This window comes from Maridesulfovibrio sp. (assembly GCF_963677005.1).
GTDB lineage: Bacteria > Desulfobacterota > Desulfovibrionia > Desulfovibrionales > Desulfovibrionaceae > Maridesulfovibrio.
In genome coordinates this window covers 2,380,014-2,400,817 of record NZ_OY781616.1, presented here as the reverse complement: position 1 = coordinate 2,400,817, position 20,804 = coordinate 2,380,014, and the positions used below count along the sequence as shown (strand labels likewise).

Here is a 20,804-nt window from a genome sequence, read left to right as displayed (position 1 = left end):
GCGCTTGTATTTACTTGGGGCATGCTTATTGCTTTGGTAAAATGGTTCGTTATTATAAAGCCTTGAGGTGATATCATGAAAACTGTCCGTATCAAGATTATCTGTTTCTTCATAGCCTACCTTAGTTTTATGGCTCTAAATACCGGGATGTTCTGGTGGAATGTGGTTTCCCTGCGGGATCGCCTGATGGTGCTGGATAATTTCCATGAGCTTCTGTCGAACATTCTTGAGATCAGGCGTTATGAAAAGAACTTCATCTTTTATCCGGAACCCGGAAGCCTCAAGGAAGCGGTAATATATCTGGACAAGGCGGAAGACGATGTGGCCCAGTTGAAGGGTAAAATTATCGAAATAGGCGGTCGTGAGTATTACGAAGGGTTTATGGACGACCTTAATGATTACAGCCGTCAGCTTACCCTGCTGGCAGGAGGATCGAAAGGCGACCCGGTAGAAACCCGTAAGCTGGGCAGCGCAATGGTACAGAAGGCCCAGTCTCTGCTTGTTCTTAAAAAGCAGCGCATCCATGAAGCACTTATCCGCATACAATATATACCTATTGCGGTGATGGTCTCGCTTGCGGTGCTCATAACTGCCCTGTTTTATTGGCAGGCCAAGAAGGTGTTCAGTCGACTGGTCTACGTGCAGCGGGCTGCGGAGGGGGTCGCCAGAGGAGATTATGATGCCATCGACAAAATCAGAAATGATGATGAAATTTCAATTCTTATGCGCTCGGCTTTCAGCAATATGGCTGCAGAACTGGAGTCGCGTCAGCACCAGCTGATAGAATCCAGAAAGCTCGTCTCCATCGGCACATTGACCTCCGGCATAGCCCACGAACTGAATAACCCGTTAAACAACGTATCGCTGACTGCCGACACCATGCTGGAGGAGATTGATGACCTCGACAAGGACGAGGCCAGGGAAATGCTTCAGGATATAATCAATGAAATCGGCCGGGCCAGCAAGGTCGTCAAGAACCTTCTTGATTTTTCGCGGGAAGGTGAACACGCAATGGCGCAACTCAGCGCTGAAAGTCTGGTGATGGAGACCCGCAAGCTGGTGGCCAATCAGTTGAAAATGGATAAAATCACCATGCAGACGGACATTCCGGACGGTCTGCCACTTGTAAAAGGCGATATGCATTCGCTGCAGCAGGTGTTCATCAATCTTTTCATCAATGCCGACCATGCCATGACCGGAGGTGGAATTTTATCCGTATCCGTGCGGCCGGCATCAGGTAATTTCCTTCGATTTGATGTCTCTGACAATGGATGCGGAATGACCTCTGAAACCGTGGAACGCATATTCGATCCCTTTTACACTACCAAACCGGTTGGAAAAGGTACCGGGCTGGGCTTGTCAATCATCTACGGGATTATTAAGAAACACGGAGGATTCATTGAAGTTCAGAGCGAATTGGGGGAAGGGACGACTTTTTCCATCTACCTGCCGGCACTGACCAACGAAGAGGAAGGCAATGAACAGATTTCGAGCGGCGGTAATTGACGACGAGGAGCATACAGCCAGGCTGGTGGCGCGGGCGCTGAGCAAGCAGGGGTTCGAGACCGAGACTTTCGGCCAGGGACACCCATTTCTCAACCGCATGACCGAGCAGCCTTTCCAGCTGGTGTTCATTGATCTCCAACTGCCGGATATGGAAGGCATGAAGATCCTGAATTTTGTTAAAAAGGGTTTTGAGGATGTGGAGGCCGTGGTAATTACCGGTCACGGTTCCATTCCTTCTGCCGTGGAGGCCACCAGCAAGGGGGCGGTCAACTACATCGTCAAGCCGTTTCGTATTCAGGAAGTAAAGGCCATAGCCCAGGAGGCCATGGAAAAACTGCAGCTTAAGGAGGAGAACCGCCGTCTGAAGCAGAGCCTGGGCGAATCCACGCCGTTTGAAAATTTTATCGGCAACAGCACGGTTATGCAGGATCTTTTCGCCATGATCCGTAAGGTTGCCAAGGTGAACTGCAACGTGCTGCTGCAGGCGGATACCGGTACGGGGAAGGAGCGTGCAGCCCGTGCAATCCACGACCTGAGTCCTAGGCGGAACAAGACTTTTGTCTCCTTCAACTGCGGCGGTTTTACCGAGGAACTTATTTCCAGCGAACTGTTCGGACATGAGAAAGGTGCTTTTACCGGGGCCACGGCAACCAAGATAGGGTTGCTGGAATCGGCGGACGGCGGGACCGTGTTTCTGGACGAGATCGGCGAAATGCCCATCAACATGCAGGTCAAGCTTCTGCACGTTATTCAGGAACGCCATATTATGCGCGTAGGCGGAACCAAGCCCATCTCGCTGGACATTCGCATCATCGCGGCCACCAACAGAGATCTGCACAAGGCTATGGAAGCCGGTGAGTTCCGGGAAGACCTGTTTTATCGCCTGAACGTGGTGATGGTTTATCTGCCCCGCCTTTCGGAGCGGCGCGATGACATCCCCCTCCTTTCGCATTATTTCCTGAAGACATTCAATTCACGGTTCGGCAAGGCGGTAAAGAACATTTCTCCGCAGGCGCTGGACGTGCTCACCCACTATAACTACCCCGGAAACGTGCGGGAACTGGAGAACATCATCCAGCGAGCAGTCGCCCTTGCGGAGGGCGATACCATCGGAATCCGTGAACTTCCGCCGGACCTCATCAACCTGGCATTCAGCGCATTCGGCGCAACAGGACTCCTTTCCCTTGAAGAGGTGGAACGCAGGCACATCAAGCATGTGCTTGAGGCCACCGGATACAACAAACATCTGAGCAGCAATATTCTCGGAGTGCCGCGGACCACCCTCTGGCGGCGTATGAAAAAATACAATCTCGATCCCGAAGAAGAATAATTTTTTCTTTTGCAGTCTCCTTGAGGCTGCTTGTGAACTTATTCCCTTTTCATTTTGAAACACTTCTCCCCAAAAACATATCAAACTGACAGCCTCAGCCAAGATCATATATTCCATTTTGAAACGCCGGATGCTTTGTTGTGTCCGGCGCTGCACTTTTTATTGTCTATAATTATCTAATATAATTCTTTTTTTACCTATTTGGGTAAGCCATGTCAGGATTGTTATCTCCTTTCCTTTACTGAATACTCTGGTTTCATTTTGAAACATCTGTCAGTCGAAAAATGAATAGCGAGATTAGCTGCGTCATAAATTGCCCTGATATTACACTTGGTTGGTGAAAAAAAGAACGAGCAGTGTGTTGGCACCGGCTTTGCTTAATAGGAGTCGGGAAAAGAATATGAATAACGTACTGATCGCTGTTGATACCTCCGAGTCCAGTTTCTGGCTGGCCTATTACGCAATCGGCCTGAGCAAGAGGATATATATGAACGTCTCCATTCTGATGGTGGACGATGAAGAATATCCCAGCCGGAAAAGCAGCGACGAGGAATGGATCGGACTGCCTGAAAAGCGGCTTGAATCACTGCTGGCGGAAGACCATTCCGAGAGGTCTCACATCAATTTTTACTCCGCTAAGGGCCGGTTTGAGGATGAGGTTGTCCAGTTCGCCCGTGAAAACAAGATCACGACACTTTTCATCGGACAGCCTGAAACTCGCGGAACCAGAGCGGATACGGAATTTATCGATTTGCTGGAAAGAATAGGCCAGAGAACCGACTGCCATATCGAAGTGGTCCAGAAGGTCTCCGCCTACGAACAACGTTGAACTCAAGCCGCAACCTCACGCGGTGGTTGCGGAAGAATAACGTGAGGCAGGTCCGTCTTCCTTCTGCTTTTGCTGAAGGGGAAACCGGCGGGCCACTTGCAACCAAACAAACAAGGAGTTCTGTAATGTGGCATATGTATCTTCCCATCGCCGGGAACAGTGTCAACGTAGTCCTCATCTTCATGCTGGGAGGACTGGTCGGCCTGCTTTCCGGAATTTTCGGTGTGGGGGGAGGATTCCTCATGACCCCCCTGCTGATCATGTTCGGTATTCCGCCGACCGTGGCCGCAGCGTCCGATTCCAACCAGATTGTGGGGGCCTCCACATCCGGCTGTCTGGCGCACTACCGTCTCGGTAATGTTGATTTCAAGATGGGCATTCTCCTGCTCGTTGGCGGGGTTCTGGGCGGCTTCATGGGCGTCCAGGTCATCAAGGTGCTGCGGGCCATGGGCAACGCGGACTTTCTCATTAATGTGACCTACGTGCTGATGCTTGGCGGGGTGGGCGCATATATGTTTATAGAAAGCCTGCAGAGCCTGCGCAAAAAGGATACGGATACAGTCAAGGCCGCTCCTGCAAAGAAATCGCGCTATACCCTTATACTGGAAAGCCTTCCTTTTCAGACCGATTTCCAGAAATCCGGTGTACGCCTTTCCATACTCATGCCGCTCATTCTCGGCGGACTGGTCGGGGTTCTGGCTGCAATCATGGGGGTCGGCGGCGGCTTTATCATGGTTCCCATCATGGTCTACCTGCTGCGCATGCCCATGCATGTCGTTGTCGGGACAAGTCTTTTCCAGATACTTTTCACCTGTATCAACGTCACCATCCTTCAGTCCTACACCAACCACACTGTTGACTTCGTTCTGGCTCTGCTGCTGCTTATCGGCTCCACTATCGGAGCTCAGTTCGGCACCAGAATAAGCAGAAAGCTCAAAGGTGAACAGCTCAAGATTCTGCTGGCAACCCTCGTTCTGGCCGTGATGGTAAAAATGCTTCTCAACCTGCTGCTCACTCCGGATGTGCTGCTGGCATACGCAGGAGGGCATTAATAAGATGAAAAAAATATCAATAGCATTTAGCGTTGTCCTTTCGGTTCTGCTGCTTTCCTGTGCTGCCGCGTTTGCTGCTGGCAGCACCTCGCTGCACACCAGCCCGGATCACATAACCATAGGGACCACATATGACGGGACTACTCTTGACCTCAGCGGAACCGTGCCTGAAGGCTGCACCGCAGTGATAAGGATAACCGGGGAACACAAGGACACCCGTTTCAAGGAGAAAGGCAAGGCTCTGGGGTTGCTGTGGATGAACCTTGGAACTGTCGAACTGCGCGATATTCCGGAGTTGTTCCTCATCGGCACCGACACCGCCACTTACGCTTCCGGCGGTCCGAAGTGGAAAAAACTGGGGCTTGGCTTTGATTCGGTCAAAGGCGAAACGGATGATCTCGTCTTCAATGAATTCATCAAGCTTGTTTCACAGGAAGAACTCTACGAGATTCAGGAAGGTGTTGTAACCTACAGCGAAGCAGGCAAAGGATTGCGCAATTATTCTGCCAGAATGGCGCTTCCATCCTCTCTCAAGAAAGGGGCTTATGATGTGGAAGTGGCTGCTGTGCGTGACGGCAGGGTTGTGGAAAGAACATCCCGTACCATCACCGCCGATCTGGCTGGATTCCCAGCACTGCTTTCATCCATTGCTTTCGGACATGAGCTTGTTTACGGCATATCAGCCGTTGTCATAGCCATTCTGGCCGGCCTGCTGATGACCCTGATTTTCAGGGACAGGGGCGGAGTGCATTAGTCGCATACCGCATCATCGAAGGCGTTTCATGACAGTAGACATGCTAACAATATAGATCGGAAAGAATATGAGTCGGTTGTTTAATTTCATGCACAGGATTTTCGGAAAAAGGCGCGTCGGGAAACCGCGCTCCTTTGCCGACCTGTTCAACAGCTTTAATTCCGTGCTGGAATTAAACAATCGTATTCTTACCGGTATCGCGTCCCTGCACAGCAAGCTGGGCGGGGACTATATTTTCGATATCCAGTACCTGCGCAGCGCCGCGCAGGAGATGGAAGACCTTGTCGGCAGGCTGATCGGAGCGCTGGATTCCATGGCGCCCGGCAAATATATGGATCTTTACGGCTCTCTTAGGGACATCTGCGCCAACATGCGCCGGGAAATAGCCGGACACCCGGTAATTCCGGATAGGCTGCTTGTGCCCTTTGAGGAAACCACTCCGCGGGAATTCGATCTTGTGGGAGCGAAAAGCTACAATCTGGCCCGTATTGCTAACGTAAAAGATCTGCGGACTCCCGAGGGGATATCCGTCACGACCAGAGCCTGTCTGGATTTTATGGAATTCAACAAGCTCGATGAGACCATTGCCGAAATCAACGCTGAATGGACCGGCGGGCAGCGGAGCTTAAGTTCCGCATCTCAGGCGATATCAGGACTTATTCTCGCCGGAAATTTGCCTCCTGAACTGCGCAGGGCACTAAACAGCGTCGGTGATCAGCTTTTTCAGAAAACAGAGCGGGGAATCGGGCTTGCAGTCCGCAGCAGTGCCTGGGGTGAAGACGGAACCCATTCTTTCGCAGGTATATTCGAAAGCCTTATCAATGTGTCGCAGGATGGAATCCGCGATGCCTACCGCAGGGTTCTGGCAAGCGCCTATTCGCCGAAGGCCATGCAGTACCGTGAAAAACTTGGTTACAAGGCCGCTGAAACCATGATGGCCGTTTCGTTCCAGACCATGGTCAAGGCAAAGAGCAGCGGGGTTGTCTACAGCCTTTCGCCCACTGCACCTCTTGACAACACAGTGATAATCAGCGCGGCCTGGGGGCTTGGGTCTTCCGTTGTATCCGGGGAGAGTGTCGTTGATCAGTTCTCGGTCTCAAGGGACGAGCCTCATGAGCAGACTTCCATTTCCATAGTGAGAAAGGAAAAGGCCCTGCGCATAAACCCGGCAGGGGAGGGCATGATCGAGGAAAGCGTGCCCGAACAGATGCAGACCATGTCCTGCCTGACATCCGAAGAGATAAGGCAGCTTGTCCATGCCGCGCTCAGGCTGGAAAAATATTTCAAGAAACCGCAGGACATAGAATTCGCCTTTGACGATGACGGCTCTTTGTTAATTCTGCAAAGTCGTCCGCTGCATATTCAATCGCATTCGGAAAAGCCTGCCGCGCTGCTTAACGAGCAACTACGCAATCACGACAGGCTCATGTCCGGGACAGGCGATGTTGCCCAGCAGGGAATCGCTTCCGGTCCCGTGTTCCTGGCCCACAATGAATGCTGCCTTGATGAGTTTCCCGAAGGCGCAATTCTGGTGGCCCGGCATTCCTCACCTGTCTTTGCTTCCGTTCTGCCCCGTGCGGCGGGGGTCATAACCGATATCGGTTCCCCGCTGGGGCATATGGCGACAATCGCGCGTGAATACCGTGTCCCGGCATTGCTGAACACCGGAGACGCCACCGAAAGGCTTTCCGAGGGGCAGGTCATAACCCTGGATGCGGAGCAGAAGACCGTCTACTCCGGTGTGGTGCGGGAACTGCAGCTTCATGAAGCCATAAAGGAACGGATAGAAGAGGCTTACGAATACAGGCTGCTCAGAAGACTGCTGAGGCAGGTGGAGCCCCTTAATCTGTTCGATCCTTCGGACAGCAACTTCACCCCCAAGGGGTGCCTGACGCTGCATGATATCACTCGTTTTGTGCACGAAAAGGCCGTCGAAGAACTGATCGATATAAATGTCGGCAAGATGCTGGATTCGTCTTCGCCGAACGGCAGATTGAAGCTTCCCGTACCTTTGGACCTGACCATCATTGATATCGGCGGAGGGCTGGACAATACCGTTCCCGAAAGCGGCAGACTGATTGAGCCGGAACAACTGGCCTCCGCGCCCATGAGCGCTTTTGTCGAAGGTGTCACCATGGCCGGGGTCTGGCAGTCGTCACCAGTGCCGGTAGACTTCTCAAGCTTCATGTCCAGCATGACCCGCACGATGCCTGAGCAGCTGTCGGCATCACCCAGCATCGGTCGGAATCTGGCGGTGATTTCGGAAAATTATACGCATATAAGCCTGCATCTTGGATACCATTTTACAACCATCAACTGCTTCATGAGCCAGAACCCGGCAGACAATTACGCCTACTTCCGTTTTGCCGGGGGTGTAACCGGAGCCCGGCGGCGTTCCCGCCGGGCCCGGTTCCTGGCCGAAGTACTGAATCGGCAGGATTTTTCGATCACCGTCAGGGAAGATCTGGTGATCGCACGGGTGAAAAAAATCCCAGCCGAAGAGATTCTTCACCGGATGCGGATTATCGGCGTTCTGGTCGCCTACACCAGACAACTGGACGTTTCAATGGTCGACGACTCTCAGATCACAAGGCATGCGGAGTTTTTTGAAAATTTAATAACTGATCGGTTTTAAACAAAAATCGGAGGGTTACAAGATGAGTGTCTCAACAAAGACCAGCATTCTTATACTCGATGACGAACCTATCGTCAGCAAGAGGCTGCAGCCGGCCCTGGAAAAAAAGGGCTACGAAGTGGAAAGTTTTTATGACAGCAGCAAGGCTCTGGAACGGGTGCATGATCGTAACTTCAACATTGTGATCACCGACCTGAAAATGGACGGAATAGACGGCATGCAGTTTCTGGCGGAAGTGAAGAAGCTCTCTCCTGAAACAGAAGTTATCATTATTACGGGCTTCGCGACCATGGAAACGGCCAAGGAATCCATCCGCAAAGGTATTTTCGACTTTCTGGCCAAGCCGTTCAAACTCGGGGAGATTCAGGAAGTGATACGAAGGGCGGATGAAAAGATTCGGAAAGCGGCGTTTCTGAAGAAGGGTTGATCAAACTCCGCCATGCAAGCGAGGAGAGTGTATGCAAAAAGCTTTAATCCCTGTGGAAATGACTCTGGCTTCAAATATCGCCCTGCGGTACGCCTGCCATAAGTCGAAAATCATTGCGGCAGGTCTTCAGCCGATTCACATCGAAGAACCGGACAATAAACCGCATTCCTCTCAGACCGGCTGGATAAGAAGGTCATGGGAAGAAGGTCTGAGACAGGCCGGGCGGGAACAGGTCCGCAACATACTTGAAAGCGAAAAGCTGGAAGGGTGCATACCTTCCCGGCCGATTGTGAAAATCGGAGACCGTGAGGACTCGCTGCTCGAAGAACTGCGTCTGGGAAATTACGACCTGTTCATCGAGGGCGAAATATCGAATTTCAATACCGGGGAATTCCGCAACAAGCTGCGGTCCAGACTGTATCGCAAAATGCCGTGCCCGGTTCTCATGGTCAAGAATATCGTCCAGTCGGACAAGATCGTGCTTCTTGTGGATTCCAGAACCGACCTTGAAAATCTGGTGGACAGGTTCTGCGCATTTCTGCGTGAGGGCGAAATAGATTTCGACCTTTGCGTCTACAGTCTGGATGATGTGAGCCAGGAAGTTCAGCCCGAGGACATCATGGCCCGGTGCAAGGATTTGCTGCAGGAGCATGGCCGTACGCCGGGCAGATCTTTTGCCCTGCTCACCGCGCCGGAAACCGCAGGCCACTCCTTGAGGGAATACGGCATGCTGGCTGCGTCCGTGGACCGCAGGTCCAGCCGCAAATCTCCGCTGATCGAAGTTCTGGCCAGGGTCTCCTGCCCGCTGCTCCTGTGCTGGACTTACTCTACCGGGAGGTAGCAATGAAAATACTTGTTCCTGTGGATGAAAACACATACAGCATGTACGCTATCCGGCATGCGGCCAAGCTTGCCGAAAACACCTGGCCGGAACTCGTTCTGCTGGCCATGGACAAGAGCGCCGGTTCCCCGGACGTGGGAGCCTCTTTCGAGGAATCCAACCCGAAAGCACGTATGCTGCAGAATTACAGCAGGGATCTGCTCAAGCTTATGGGGTCCAATGCCGAGTTGTATGTCAGCGAAGAGGAAAACCACGGCATGAAGGCTCTGGGCAAAAACCTTGTCGGGGAAGAGCTTTCCGGCCGCAAAAGGCTGCACCTGCACCTGCGTAACGCCCAGCCGGTCAAGGCCGTGCTTCAGGAAGCAAAGGAGGACGGAAGCGACCTGATAATCATCGGCTGCGGACAGAGCGGATGCAGCTGGGACGAGGACCCGCAGGCTCCGGGAAAAATCGCCGACAATGCGGATTGCCCCGTGCTCATCATCAAGGACGAACATCCTGTTTCCAAGGTCGTCTGCTGTCTGGACCATGCCGATGTGACTCAGGAATCTCTGGAAATGATCAACCAGCTGGTGACATTCCACCATGCCGATCTTGAGATTGTCGGTGTTCTGAAACACGATCATCTCAAGGAGGAAGTCGAGCAGCAGATGGGCAAAGTTCTCGACTATTATCTGGAAAGGGGCGTTCGCGCTCTGGTTAAAGTTGTCAATGAAGACTCGCTTGAGTCTTTCATATCTACCGGAACCCGCAGGGAACTGATGGCTGTATGGCTCAGCCCCCGGTCTCCTATGCAACGTCTTTTCTCCCGCGAGAAAGTTGCATCATTGGTCAATAAGACGTTGTCCTCTATACTTATCCTGAGGTAACTGGAGAAAAGTCCCGATTAACTTCCTTTCTACCCTCGGGTTCGGTCCCCTTTTTCCGAACCCGTCCGGGACAGTTTCCTCGGATTCCGGTTATAATGAAGCCCGAACCAGGCTTGCAAGAAGCTGGTTCGGGCTTTCATCTTTTCAGTAAAACAGGCTTGTTTATGCTCAGCTCTCGGCATTTCCTGCCGTGGGTTCCGCATATCCTTTGGGCAGGGGAGGCAGAATCGCTCCCGACAGTTCCCTGAGTGCAAGACCGGCCTCGGTATTCGCATCCGTTTCTGAAGAAAAGGTATGCAGTTCGCCGTTGTTCATGAGAAACGAACGGCTGCAGAAGCGTTTGACAAGGCGCAGGTCGTGCGAAACGAACAGGTATGCCGTTCCATACTGTTTGCGCAGGTTTTCCAGAAGATCCAGCACGCGGGCCTGAATGAGCATGTCGAGGCTGCTTACAGCTTCATCCAGCACGATTACTTTGGGAGAGGACGCAAGGGCTCTGGCAATGCAGACCCGTTGAAGCTGTCCTCCGCTGAAACGTCCGGGCAGTTTTGTCGCATCGTCCGGGGAAAGACCGACCTGCTCCAGAAGCATCGCAACCCTATCGTTCAGTTCACTCCCTTTCAGACCGTCGAAATTGCGCAGAGGCTCGGCAATGATCTGCCCGGCGGTCATGCGCGGATTGGAAGAGCCTATGGCGTTCTGAAACACGACCTGTACCTCCCGGCGGAGTTCACGCGGCAGGCTTTTCATCCCCGTGACGTCCCTGCCCAGAATGCGGACAGTACCGGAATCCGGTGATTCCAGCCCGAGCATTATCCTGCCGAGGGTGCTCTTCCCGGACCCGCTGCGTCCGACAAGTCCCAGACATTCTCCGGCATGCAGTTCGAGGTTGATGTTTTTCAGAACGGAGAAATTCTCACGTTTACGGAAAAAACCTCCCCGGCCGTACGATTTGCTTATGTTTTTCAGTTCAACTACAGGCATGGCTGACGGATTCTCCGTTGCGGTTGTATCCTGAAAAATCAAGATGGGTGTTGATCAGCTTTTGCGTGTACTCATGCTGAGGATTGCCGAATATATCGTGTACGCCGCCCCTTTCGATAATTCTGCCGTTACGCATGACAGCCACATCATCTGCAAGGCGGGCTATGACACCCAGGTCGTGGGTAACGAGCAGCATGCCCAGTCCGCGCCTCTGTTTGAGACCGGCAAGCAGGTCCAGAACCTGAGCCTGCGCGACCGTGTCCAGATCTGTGGTCGGTTCATCCGCAATCAGGAAAGGGGATTCCATTATCAGCGTCAGGGCGATCATTACCCGTTGAAGCATTCCTCCGCTCATCTGGAAAGGATACAGGTCCGGAACGGATTCCGGGTCGGTAAAGCCCACTTCGCCCAATGCCGCGATCATGCGGTCTTCATTGCCGCGAAGTCCGGACCCGTGTGCAGAAAAGGTTTCCTTGAAATGGCTGCGGATGGTGAACACCGGGTCAAAGCAGCTCATGGGGTTTTGCAGGATCATGCCCATCAAAGCGCCGCGAAGGGCTCTGACCGAGGGATAGTTTTCAAGGGATCGCCCCTGAACGGATATCTCTCCGCTTTTGGCGAGCCCCTTGGGCAGAAGATCAAGTACGGACAGGCAGGTCAGAGACTTGCCGCTTCCGCTTTCTCCCACCAGACCGAGCACCCTGCCGCGATATGCCTTGAAACCGACCTCGGAAACCAGTTCGCGGCCGGCGGTCCGTACGGACAGTCCTCGGACCTCCAGAAAAACTGAATCACTCATCGGACGCCCTCCTCCTGAATGCTGAGTTCCGGGTCCAGCCTGTCGCGCAGGGTGTCGCCCAGCAGGTTGAAGGCCATGACGGTTATGAATATCATCGCGCCCGGAATCATGATCAGGCTCGGATGGGTCCAGATAAACTGCCGGGCATCGCTGATCATCACTCCCCATTCCGGTGTGGGCGGGGTTACGCCCAGTCCCAGAAAGGACAGCCCAGAAACATGGAGCATCATGTGTCCGATATCCAGCGTACACAGGATTATCAGCTGGGCCACTACCGGCGGCAGGATATGCTGCAGGACGGTGCGGACCCGTCCTGTTCCGGCAACTCTTGCGGCCAGCACGTATTCCCTGTTTTTCAGGGAAAGGACCATGCTGCGGATGATTCTGGCATACCAGGCCCAGTGGGTGAGCGATACGGCAATGATGACATTGATAATGCCCGTGCCCAGAACACCGATCAGGAACATGGCCAGAATGAATGTCGGAAACGTCAGGAAAACATCGCAGAACCTCATGAGGCATGAGTCTACGGCTCCCCCGGCGTAGCCTGAAATCGTTCCGACACCGAAGCCCAGAATCAGGACAACGGCCATTATGGCTGCCACAGAACTTATCGACGTGCGTGTGCCGTAAAGAAGCCGGGAAAGGACATCCCTGCCCAGATGGTCGCAGCCCAGCGGATGTTCCCATGAAGGCGGTGCGAACTTGTATTCAAGATTAACCTCGGTGGGGTCACAGGAGGTCACGTACGGGGCCAGCACCGCCATGGAACAGATGGCAATAGCCAGTATCAGCGCGATGGCCGGGATGCTGCGTTTGAAGGTCTTCATCAAGCCCTGCGGGGATATCATTGGTGGTTTCCTCCTTCAAGACGGATGCGCGGGTCCAGCCACGCGTAGAGGATATCGACCCCCAGGTTCATGAGTACGAATATGGAAGTCATTATGAGTATGAAGCACTGCATTACCGGATAATCGCGGTTGTAAATTGCGGAAACGGCATACCGGCCGACACCGGGCCATGAGAAGATGCTTTCGGCCACAACCGCCCCTCCGAACAGTTCCCCGACGTGCATGCCTATGGCGGTAATTACCGGAATCAGCGAATTGACCAGAATATGGCGGCCGACCACGACGCTTTCCGGAAGTCCCCGGACTCTGGCATAAAGCACATAGCGGGCATGCATGTTGTCGAGCATGTTTCCCCTGATCAGGCGGATATTGATTGCAAGCGACATGAGCGACATGGATATGGCCGGCATTATCATGTGGTCCAGTCCTCCCATGCCCAGCGGCGGCAGCCAGCCGAGCTTGATGGAGAAAATCCAGACGCAGATGAATCCCAGCCAGAAACCGGGCATGGATACCCCGGCAAACGAAATCAGCCTGGTGATGTGGTCCGGCATGCGGTCCTTTTCCAGTGCCGCCCAGATACCCAGTGGCAGACTTACCGCCAGTGTGAGCAGCAGGGAGAATCCGGCCAGTTTCAGCGTGTTGGGCAGATAGTAGAGAATCTCTTCCAGCACCGGGTTGCCGGTTACATAGGACCGTCCGAAATCAAGATGCAGTGCCTTGCCCAGCCAGTTCATGTACTGGACCGGTATGGGCAGATCCAATCCCAGTTCCTGCCTGGCCACCGCAAGAGCCTGATCGGTCGGCGGTATGTTCGAGAGGCGCAGGTAGGACATGGCCGGGTCCCCCTGACCCAGTCTCAGGATCAGGAAGACTACCAGCGAGACCCCCAGCAATAAGGGGATGAGGATAAGAATCCGTTTCAGTATGTAACGCAGCATTGCTATTTCCCGTGCATGAGTTCAAACGGAATTTCATACTTGGTGTTGCCGAATTCAACTCCCTTGAGTCCCGGCCTGTGCACGTATATGTTGGTCATGTACGACAGCGGCAGGTAGACAGCCTGTTCATGTAGCGTGGTGAGGATGTCCCGGTAGAGGTCCTGACGTTTTTTCTCGTCAACGCTGAGGAGCACTTCACTGATCTTGCGGTCTATCTCTTTTTTCATGGGCAGCCCGAGCTGTGCCTGATAATCGGCGTGGGCCGGTTTGCGCATGGAACTGCAGAAGGAATGGGGATCATAGGGGGAACCCCAGGTGTCGCCGAAGATCATACCGAATTCACCGCTTTTCTGTCTGGAAAGGAAAGAGTCCTTTTCCTCGCCGACAAGACGGACCTTGATCCCAATTTTTTTGAGGTCGCCCTGAACAACTTCGGCAACGGATTTCTGCAGGCTGTCGTTACCCACAAAGCAGAGCGTGAGTTCCAGAGTCTTTCCGTCCCGGCTTCTGTAATCCTGACCCTTTTCCTTTTTCCATCCAGCTTCGTCCAGAAGAGCCTCGGCCTGTTTGGTGTCGAATGCGAACGGGGCAAGTTTCAGATCGCAGTATGGCTTGTCGGGAGCAAACAGGGTTTCCGCCTGCCGTTCAACGCCCAGGAAAATATGTTTTACGATTGCCCCCTTGTTTACCCCGTGCAGAATGGCCTTGCGTACAGCAATGTCGTCAGTGGGAAAGCGGTTGCTGTTAATGGCCAGCATACGTGTTGCCAGAGGCTGAGAGATGCCGGTGATCAGGTTTTTGTCCGCCTGATATCGCTGGAAGGTATCAAGGCCGATCTGGCCGCTGCCGTGACCGCCCGAACCGTAAATGAGGTCAATTTCTCCGGTATCGAATGCAATGGCGCGTCCGTCGGAGTCGGGAATCACCTTGACCAGCAGTTTTTCAAAATGCGGTTTTTCGCCCCAATATCTTTCGTTTGCTTCGAACAGGTCGTATTCGCCTTTTTTGATCTCGACCAGTTTCCACGGTCCGGTGCCGATCGGTTTTTTTACGCCTTTGGCCGTGTCTCCGTTATCCGGAAATCCTGACGGAGCCAGAAATCTCATGGGGCGGATCAGACTCAGTTCCTGCAGAGTTGGGTAATAGGAATGTTTCAGGGTCAGCCTGAATGTGTTGCTGTCCACAACTTCCGTTTTGCCTATCTGGGCTATGAATTCAAGCCAGTCATGCCGTTTGGAGTTGTGCAGAACCGCGTCGAAGTTCTGTTTGACCGCCTTGGCGTCAAAAGGGGTGCCGTCCGAAAAAACAACTCCTTTGCGCAGGTTGAAAGTATATGTTCTGCCGTCCGGGGAAATGGTCCACGATTCGGCAAGCCACGGTTCAATTCTGCCGTTTTTGCCGTACCGGACAAGCGGTTCATAGACCATGGCCTGCGCAAACATCTGGTTCGGCGAATATGCATGAGGGTTGAGCTTCCCCACGTTGGTGGACCATGAGTAATTCAAGGTCTTCGATTCTGCCGCATGAGCAGGTGTAATCAGATAAATACAGAAAAAGGCCACGGCAAAAACAAATAAAAACTTATTAAATTTGTCCACAGTGTTACTCCATAATAATTAATTCTTTTGTGTGCGTACAGAATCAAATTCGGTAACAACATTGCCGAGCTGGATAGAATTGTCAATGTAAAACGATCAGTTCCGCTGATATTGGTGCGGGCGTAAATGGGTGGGAATAGCCTTTCTCCGGCAGTTCGTCCGGGAGATAGGGCGCCATGCGGTCTGTTCCGGTGTACGGATACCGCATGGGTGACGGGAATAAGTACGGAGCAAAATAAAAGGTCCGGTTCCAACGCGGAACCGGACCGAATTATTTGATTTACACTCCGTCTTTGAGTGTATCGGGATTTCTCAGATTACTTGTGCCCGGAACCGCCGTGCGAGTAACCGCCGTACTCGGCTCCCAGAGGGGTCGTTACCGGGTTTTTCTTGAAGTATTCTATGCACCGTTTCATGTCTTCCACAAGCAGCTGTCCGAGATCACGGCTTACTCCGTGGCGGACGAGAATGCGCATGATTACGAGGTCCTCGCAGTTTGCAGGCATGGAGTAGGCAGGAACCTGCCAGCCGCGTGAACGCAGCCGGTCGGAGAAATCATAGCAGCTGAAACCGGGATTCACTCCTTCCTTGAGCGACCATGATACAGCCGGGATACCGCCACGTCCGTTGTAGATGATTTCGAACATGCCGAGTTTATCTATTTCATCGGCAATATAAGCGGCCGTATCGTAGCAGGCCTGCTGGATTTTGCGGTATCCCTCGCGTCCCAGACGCAGAAAATTGTAGTACTGGGCTACAATCTGCCCGCCGGGCCGGGAAAAGTTCAGGGCGAATGTCGGCATGTTTCCGCCGAGGTAGTTGACCCAGAAAATGAGGTCTTCGGGAAGGTCTTCCCGGTCACGCCAGATGACCCAGCCCACACCAAGAGGAGCCAGACCGAATTTGTGGCCGGAGGTGTTGATGGACTTGACCCTTTCAAGCCGGAAGTCCCATTCAAGGTCGGGATCGCAGAACGGGGCCAGGAAACCGCCGCTCGCACCGTCCACATGGATGGGAATATCCCAGCCTTTTTCTTCCTGCAGCTTGTCCAGTGCCTCGCTGACTTCCTTTACCGGTTCGTAGTCGCAGGTATAGGTTACTCCGAGAGTGGGAATAACTCCGATGGTGTTTTCATCGCAGCGTTTGATGACTTCTTCGGCGTTCATGATCAGCCGACCTTTTTCCATGGGAATTTCTCTGAGTTCCACATCCCAGTATCTGGCAAACTTGTGCCAGCATATCTGCACGGGGCCGCAGATCATGTTGGGCTTGTCCACGGGTTTTCCCTGAGCCTTCATTTTTTCGCGCCAGCGCCATTTCATGGCCATTCCGCCTAGCATGGCCGCTTCGGACGATCCGGTGGTGGAGCAGCCGAGGGTGTTCCGTGCGTCCGGGGAGTTCCAGAGATCGGCGAGCATATGTACACAACGCCCTTCAAGCTCTGCTGTCTGGGGGTATTCATCCTTGTCGATCATGTTCTTGTCCACGCACTCGTCCATCAGCTTGTGGATTTCAGGATCGACCCAGGTGGAGCAGAATGTGGCCAGATTCTGACGGGAATTCCCATCCAGCATCAATTCATCGTGCACCAACTGGTATACGTCTCTGGCGCGCTGTTCCTGCTTGGGAAATTTGTACTTGGGCAACACCACGGCCAAGTCCGGGGTTGCGTAGACGTCATCAAGAAGCTCTTCTCTGATTCTATCTCTTTCGTGCAACATTTGCAGATCTCCTTTATTTGTTGCGCTTTGCGCTTTTGATAATCTGATTTAGTTTTCGACTGTTAAAATGTCCGTTTTAAGGGTGTTGCCGTTTTGTCATCTGAAACGGCGAAGCCTTAATAAAAGGTTTTGGGATTCTCAAACCCTTTTGCAAAAGGGGTTGAGGCCCCCGGCAGGCCTTACAGTCGCTTAACGAAAAGCTTTGCTTTGAGTTTTAGCGATCTGTTGAGAACAGAGGTGCCGTCGGAGACAACTAGCCCGGCGCGTATTGTCCGGATCAGCTTTTTTTCTTCCATTCAGGTTTCTTCATGGCGTTGATGAGAAGCGGCAGTCCCACGAAAACAATCAGGCCGCCAGCGACAAGGCCCACATAAAGGGCGGGGTTGCCTACCTGCAGGTTGGTCGGAGGGAAGAACCCGACCACAAGGGCGAAGCAGACGCCGAGCAGTCCTATTCCGGCAACGGCGCAAAGACCGTAAAAGCCGCCGGGAACCATGTATGTTCTCGGCAGGTCCGGCTGAGTGTAGCGCAGTTTTATGGCTGCGGCGTACATCAATATGTACATGACCAGATAGAGGGTTATGGTCATGGCTGAAATCATGAAAAAGGCCACGCTGACGTTATCCATAATGAAGTAGAGACCGGCCAGCAGACTTACAATGATGGCCTGAACCATGAGGATGTTTATCTGCATGCCCTTCTTGTTGGTCTTGGCCAGAATCGGGGGAAGCTCGCCCTGATCTGCCGTGTGCAGCAGGCCTCGGCTCGGGCCGCTGATCCAGGACATGACCCCGCCGATTGCCCCGAAGGCAACCAGAAGCCCGATGACCGGGGTGAGAAATTCCAGGTGAAATTTACCCAGAAGCATCTGAAAGGCCTGCATGAGTCCTGCGGTGAGGCTTATGTCTTTTGCCGGGAGCACCGCAGCCACGGACAGGGAACCGAGGGTGAAGAGGAGAAAAATCACACCCGCAGCGAGGAACATTGATTCCGGGAACTGCTTGCCGGGGTTTTCAAGTTCATTGGCGTGTACGGCGTGCACTTCCACCCCGGCAAAAAGCAGGATGATCCCGGCCAGAAAGGCCACGCTGCCGAGGCCGGTGATGTTGGGGAACAGCCTTGCATGGGGAAGTTGTCCGGCAGCCTTTTCCGCTTCGGCAATGGCCGGGGAAACGTGCATGAATTCCAGCGGATTGCCCATATTCACCCAGAGCAGGCCGAGCACGATTATCAGAACTCCGGGCAGAACCGTGCCGAACAGGACCCCGTATTTTGTTACTTTGCTGACCACGTCAGTACCGGCAAGGGTCAGGAATGTGGCTACCCAGTATGCTACCAGAATAACTGTGCCGGTATAGGCACCGCTTTTGGCCAGTCCCGGGTCCATGAACAGGTAGGCAAGTGCTCCGGCCGCAAATCCGAGCACGGTAGGATACCAGACCACGTTCTGTATCCACTGCAGCCAGATGGCGGTGAATCCCCAGCGGGAACCGAATGCGGCTTTGACCCAGGTATACACTCCGCCGGATTCCTTTGAGAATGCTCCTCCGAGTTCCGCTGCCACCAGCGAGGCCGGGATAAGAAAAATGATTGTTGAAAATAAAATATAGAAAATCATCGATAAGCCTTCTTTTGCCATCATGGGCAAACCGCGAAGACTGCAGACCGCAGCAACGGTCATCATTGACAAAGTGAATACGGACAATCGTTTTTTTACTGGTCCGGACATTACCCACCTCCTGTTTTACATTGCAATATAAAATTTCCCCGAAATACGGTTCCGAACAGCCGGAAAAAATTCCAAAAACCTGGTGAACGAACGTCAGCACTTAGTGCCATCGCTATTACATGAATAAATCAGTGTCAAGACGGTCTGTTGAAATTCCTGAAAACATTAATCAAATTTCAGACCGGTTGCGTCCGTTTGTCCGATTATTCTACCAGCTTGCAGGATGATCCGGCGCGCGAACAATTAGTGAATTTAAATCGAGTCTCTTGCGAAATGAATAATCATAGGTCCGTTTGAAATGGACCTGATATTATTTTTTATTAAATATTCATTTAGTCAGGTGTTGCGCTGTAGGAATCAGTCTGAAAACGGGCAGGATGTGAATTTATTTCTGAGGACGGAGAGGGCGGCCGAAATCCCGGCAGACAGCTTATGTGGTCTGCCTGCCGGGAGGTTGTGCGTTCAGTGCGGGGGAAGTTACAGCCCGGTCTTGATCACCATATCCGTTATCGGCCCTCTGGAGCGTTCCCCTTTCAGGACCATGTGTGCGTATTCCTTGTTGTTTCTAAGCTTTTTTACCACCCAGTTGAGGCCGTTGTTGCTTTCGTTCAGGTATGGGTTGTCAACCTGTCTGGTATCTCCGAGGCAGATGCATTTCACCCCTTCACCCATGCGGGTAAGCAGCGAACGTACTTCCGTGCGGGACATGTTCTGCATTTCGTCTATTATGACAACACAGTTTTCCAGATTCATCCCGCGTATATAGGCGATGGGCAGTATCTCGAACTTTTTCTGGTTGAAACGGAATCTTTCGGAATCGGTGTCCATGAATATGCGGTTGGCCGGGCGCTGTTCATGCAGCTTGACGGCCAGATCACGGATATAGCGGACGTAGGGCAGCATTTTTTCTTCTACCGTACCGGGAAGATAGCCCATTTTGGAACCTATTTCCCATATAGGCTTGACCAGATACACTTTCCGGTACGGGTTGTCCTTTTTTTCCAGCGCCAGAAAAAGAGCCGAGGCAAGAGCCAGAAATGTTTTGCCGTATCCTGCTTCAGACTGGACGGAGACAAGGTTTATGTCATCGTTGAGCATGAGGTCGAGGGCCAGGTTCTGGTATATGTTGCGGGGCTTCACTCCCCAGACCTCGTGCGTGTAGGTGATCGCCTTCGGTCCATGTACGCCGTGGAAGACCGGAGTTCCGTTTTCCCAGCGGAAATTGTTGATAGCCGGGGAGTCATCTTCTGCTGCAAATCCGGTGTACATCTGAGAGTCGGACCGGAAGGGATCGGAGTCCTTGTAGCCCTCGCACCGCAGGGAGTGGATTCCGGCCTTGATCTGCAGAATCCGGTCGTTTGTAACCAGAATGGGGTCGTCAATGCCGCTGCCCAGGGTCTCTTTGAGGATGCGGTCGTCCGGGTTGGCTGCATCAATCCTTTCCGCGTATTCCGGAGAAAGGATTGCCAGTTTGCCATCCAGCAGAATGGAATGGATAGCCTGAGTTACGATGTGGCCTATGCGGGGGTCTCTTTTGAGTTTGTCCAGTTCGGTCAGAACCGTATACGGAATGTGAATGTTGTTGTCCTGTCCGTTGCGCAGCGCAGTGATGCACTTGGGATTCTCAATCAGCACATTGGTGTCCAGAATAAAGTTCTTCTGTCCCATAATTCCTCAACTCTTTTTGACGGTTAGAGCGAAAAGAAAAGGCGACCCACTGGGCCGCCCGGTCAAGAAAGAAACATCAAAGATGCCTTGCCGATGATTTGGCAGGATACGCCTGCTGCTTTTTGGTACATGGCGTATCGATACACCGTGACCCGTAAGGGAACTCCTCAAATATGTCGCCTTCATGTGACGGTTGTGTGAAAACGAAATGGCGCAGGAAGCAGTTTGTTTTGATGCGCTTTGCGCTTATGATAAACAGATTTCGCCGCT

17 protein-coding genes are annotated in these 20,804 nt (G+C 52.8%); 9 read left to right on the top strand and 8 right to left on the bottom strand.

Annotated elements, in window-relative coordinates; all coding sequences use genetic code 11:
• Positions 1-75 precede the first annotated feature (75 nt).
• The 9 genes from ACKU4E_RS10655 (at position 76) to ACKU4E_RS10615 (ending at position 10,243) form a co-directional block, all read left to right on the top strand.
• Entirely contained in the window at positions 76-1,506 is a 1,431-nt protein-coding gene (locus tag ACKU4E_RS10655; protein WP_320171053.1) for an ATP-binding protein, read from the top strand.
• Complete coding sequence (locus ACKU4E_RS10650; RefSeq protein ID WP_320171052.1) at positions 1,478-2,836, top strand: sigma-54 dependent transcriptional regulator; 1,359 nt, start codon at positions 1,478-1,480, stop codon at positions 2,834-2,836. Before ACKU4E_RS10655 ends, ACKU4E_RS10650 begins: the two co-directional genes overlap by 29 nt.
• Before the next feature lie 400 nt (positions 2,837-3,236).
• Positions 3,237-3,665 (top strand): universal stress protein, encoded by a 429-nt coding sequence (locus tag ACKU4E_RS10645; RefSeq protein WP_320171051.1) that lies wholly within the window; start codon positions 3,237-3,239, stop codon positions 3,663-3,665.
• 125 nt (positions 3,666-3,790) lie between these two features.
• Positions 3,791-4,717, top strand: a complete 927-nt coding sequence (locus tag ACKU4E_RS10640; protein WP_320171050.1) for a sulfite exporter TauE/SafE family protein — start codon at positions 3,791-3,793, stop codon at positions 4,715-4,717.
• Positions 4,718-4,721: 4 nt separating this feature from the next.
• Positions 4,722-5,471: a TIGR02186 family protein gene (locus ACKU4E_RS10635; RefSeq protein ID WP_320171049.1), complete on the top strand. Its 750-nt coding sequence runs from the start codon at positions 4,722-4,724 to the stop codon at positions 5,469-5,471.
• Positions 5,472-5,538: 67 nt separating this feature from the next.
• Complete coding sequence (locus ACKU4E_RS10630) at positions 5,539-8,106, top strand: PEP/pyruvate-binding domain-containing protein (protein ID WP_320171048.1); 2,568 nt, start codon at positions 5,539-5,541, stop codon at positions 8,104-8,106.
• A gap of 22 nt (positions 8,107-8,128) precedes the next feature.
• Positions 8,129-8,533, top strand: coding sequence for a response regulator (locus ACKU4E_RS10625; RefSeq protein ID WP_320171047.1), 405 nt, complete (start codon positions 8,129-8,131; stop codon positions 8,531-8,533).
• Positions 8,534-8,564: 31 nt separating this feature from the next.
• Entirely contained in the window at positions 8,565-9,374 is an 810-nt protein-coding gene (locus tag ACKU4E_RS10620; protein ID WP_320171046.1) for a universal stress protein, read from the top strand.
• A gap of 2 nt (positions 9,375-9,376) precedes the next feature.
• Complete coding sequence (locus tag ACKU4E_RS10615; RefSeq protein ID WP_320171045.1) at positions 9,377-10,243, top strand: universal stress protein; 867 nt, start codon at positions 9,377-9,379, stop codon at positions 10,241-10,243.
• A 168-nt stretch (positions 10,244-10,411) separates the two neighbouring features.
• On the opposite strand, the gene ACKU4E_RS10610 is transcribed toward ACKU4E_RS10615, so the two are convergent.
• The 8 genes from ACKU4E_RS10610 to ACKU4E_RS10575 form a co-directional block, all read right to left on the bottom strand.
• Positions 10,412-11,227: an ATP-binding cassette domain-containing protein gene (locus ACKU4E_RS10610; RefSeq protein WP_320171044.1), complete on the bottom strand. Its 816-nt coding sequence runs from the start codon at positions 11,225-11,227 to the stop codon at positions 10,412-10,414.
• Positions 11,214-12,026 (bottom strand): ABC transporter ATP-binding protein, encoded by an 813-nt coding sequence (locus ACKU4E_RS10605; RefSeq protein WP_320171043.1) that lies wholly within the window; start codon positions 12,024-12,026, stop codon positions 11,214-11,216. Before ACKU4E_RS10605 ends, ACKU4E_RS10610 begins: the two co-directional genes overlap by 14 nt.
• Positions 12,023-12,877: a nickel ABC transporter permease subunit NikC gene (nikC, locus tag ACKU4E_RS10600; protein ID WP_320171042.1), complete on the bottom strand. Its 855-nt coding sequence runs from the start codon at positions 12,875-12,877 to the stop codon at positions 12,023-12,025. Before nikC ends, ACKU4E_RS10605 begins: the two co-directional genes overlap by 4 nt.
• On the bottom strand, positions 12,874-13,818 hold the full coding sequence (nikB, locus tag ACKU4E_RS10595; RefSeq protein ID WP_320171041.1) for a nickel ABC transporter permease subunit NikB: 945 nt from the start codon (positions 13,816-13,818) through the stop codon (positions 12,874-12,876). The genes nikC and nikB overlap by 4 nt, the downstream gene beginning before the upstream one ends.
• A 2-nt stretch (positions 13,819-13,820) precedes the next feature.
• Positions 13,821-15,416: a nickel ABC transporter substrate-binding protein gene (nikA, locus tag ACKU4E_RS10590; protein ID WP_320171040.1), complete on the bottom strand. Its 1,596-nt coding sequence runs from the start codon at positions 15,414-15,416 to the stop codon at positions 13,821-13,823.
• A gap of 317 nt (positions 15,417-15,733) precedes the next feature.
• Positions 15,734-17,137, bottom strand: coding sequence for a glutamate decarboxylase (locus ACKU4E_RS10585; RefSeq protein ID WP_320171039.1), 1,404 nt, complete (start codon positions 17,135-17,137; stop codon positions 15,734-15,736).
• A gap of 277 nt (positions 17,138-17,414) precedes the next feature.
• Positions 17,415-18,866: an amino acid permease gene (locus ACKU4E_RS10580; protein ID WP_320171038.1), complete on the bottom strand. Its 1,452-nt coding sequence runs from the start codon at positions 18,864-18,866 to the stop codon at positions 17,415-17,417.
• Between the two features lie 477 nt (positions 18,867-19,343).
• A complete protein-coding gene (locus ACKU4E_RS10575; protein WP_320171037.1) occupies positions 19,344-20,534 on the bottom strand; it encodes a PhoH family protein in 1,191 nt (396 codons plus the stop codon).
• Positions 20,535-20,804 lie beyond the last annotated feature (270 nt).

What these genes read in the sequence shown, in the direction of transcription:
- ACKU4E_RS10575 (WP_320171037.1), bottom strand. Translation starts at nt 20,534, where the DNA reads ATGGGACAGAAGAACTTTATTCTGGACACCAATGTGCTGATTGAGAAT.
- ACKU4E_RS10640 (WP_320171050.1), top strand. Translation starts at nt 3,791, where the DNA reads ATGTGGCATATGTATCTTCCCATCGCCGGGAACAGTGTCAACGTAGTC.
- ACKU4E_RS10585 (WP_320171039.1), bottom strand. Translation starts at nt 17,137, where the DNA reads ATGTTGCACGAAAGAGATAGAATCAGAGAAGAGCTTCTTGATGACGTC.
- nikB (WP_320171041.1), bottom strand. Translation starts at nt 13,818, where the DNA reads ATGCTGCGTTACATACTGAAACGGATTCTTATCCTCATCCCCTTATTG.
- ACKU4E_RS10650 (WP_320171052.1), top strand. Translation starts at nt 1,478, where the DNA reads ATGAACAGATTTCGAGCGGCGGTAATTGACGACGAGGAGCATACAGCC.
- ACKU4E_RS10635 (WP_320171049.1), top strand. Translation starts at nt 4,722, where the DNA reads ATGAAAAAAATATCAATAGCATTTAGCGTTGTCCTTTCGGTTCTGCTG.
- ACKU4E_RS10625 (WP_320171047.1), top strand. Translation starts at nt 8,129, where the DNA reads ATGAGTGTCTCAACAAAGACCAGCATTCTTATACTCGATGACGAACCT.
- ACKU4E_RS10655 (WP_320171053.1), top strand. Translation starts at nt 76, where the DNA reads ATGAAAACTGTCCGTATCAAGATTATCTGTTTCTTCATAGCCTACCTT.
- ACKU4E_RS10620 (WP_320171046.1), top strand. Translation starts at nt 8,565, where the DNA reads ATGCAAAAAGCTTTAATCCCTGTGGAAATGACTCTGGCTTCAAATATC.
- nikC (WP_320171042.1), bottom strand. Translation starts at nt 12,877, where the DNA reads ATGATATCCCCGCAGGGCTTGATGAAGACCTTCAAACGCAGCATCCCG.
- ACKU4E_RS10605 (WP_320171043.1), bottom strand. Translation starts at nt 12,026, where the DNA reads ATGAGTGATTCAGTTTTTCTGGAGGTCCGAGGACTGTCCGTACGGACC.
- ACKU4E_RS10580 (WP_320171038.1), bottom strand. Translation starts at nt 18,866, where the DNA reads ATGTCCGGACCAGTAAAAAAACGATTGTCCGTATTCACTTTGTCAATG.
- ACKU4E_RS10615 (WP_320171045.1), top strand. Translation starts at nt 9,377, where the DNA reads ATGAAAATACTTGTTCCTGTGGATGAAAACACATACAGCATGTACGCT.
- ACKU4E_RS10630 (WP_320171048.1), top strand. Translation starts at nt 5,539, where the DNA reads ATGAGTCGGTTGTTTAATTTCATGCACAGGATTTTCGGAAAAAGGCGC.
- ACKU4E_RS10610 (WP_320171044.1), bottom strand. Translation starts at nt 11,227, where the DNA reads ATGCCTGTAGTTGAACTGAAAAACATAAGCAAATCGTACGGCCGGGGA.
- ACKU4E_RS10645 (WP_320171051.1), top strand. Translation starts at nt 3,237, where the DNA reads ATGAATAACGTACTGATCGCTGTTGATACCTCCGAGTCCAGTTTCTGG.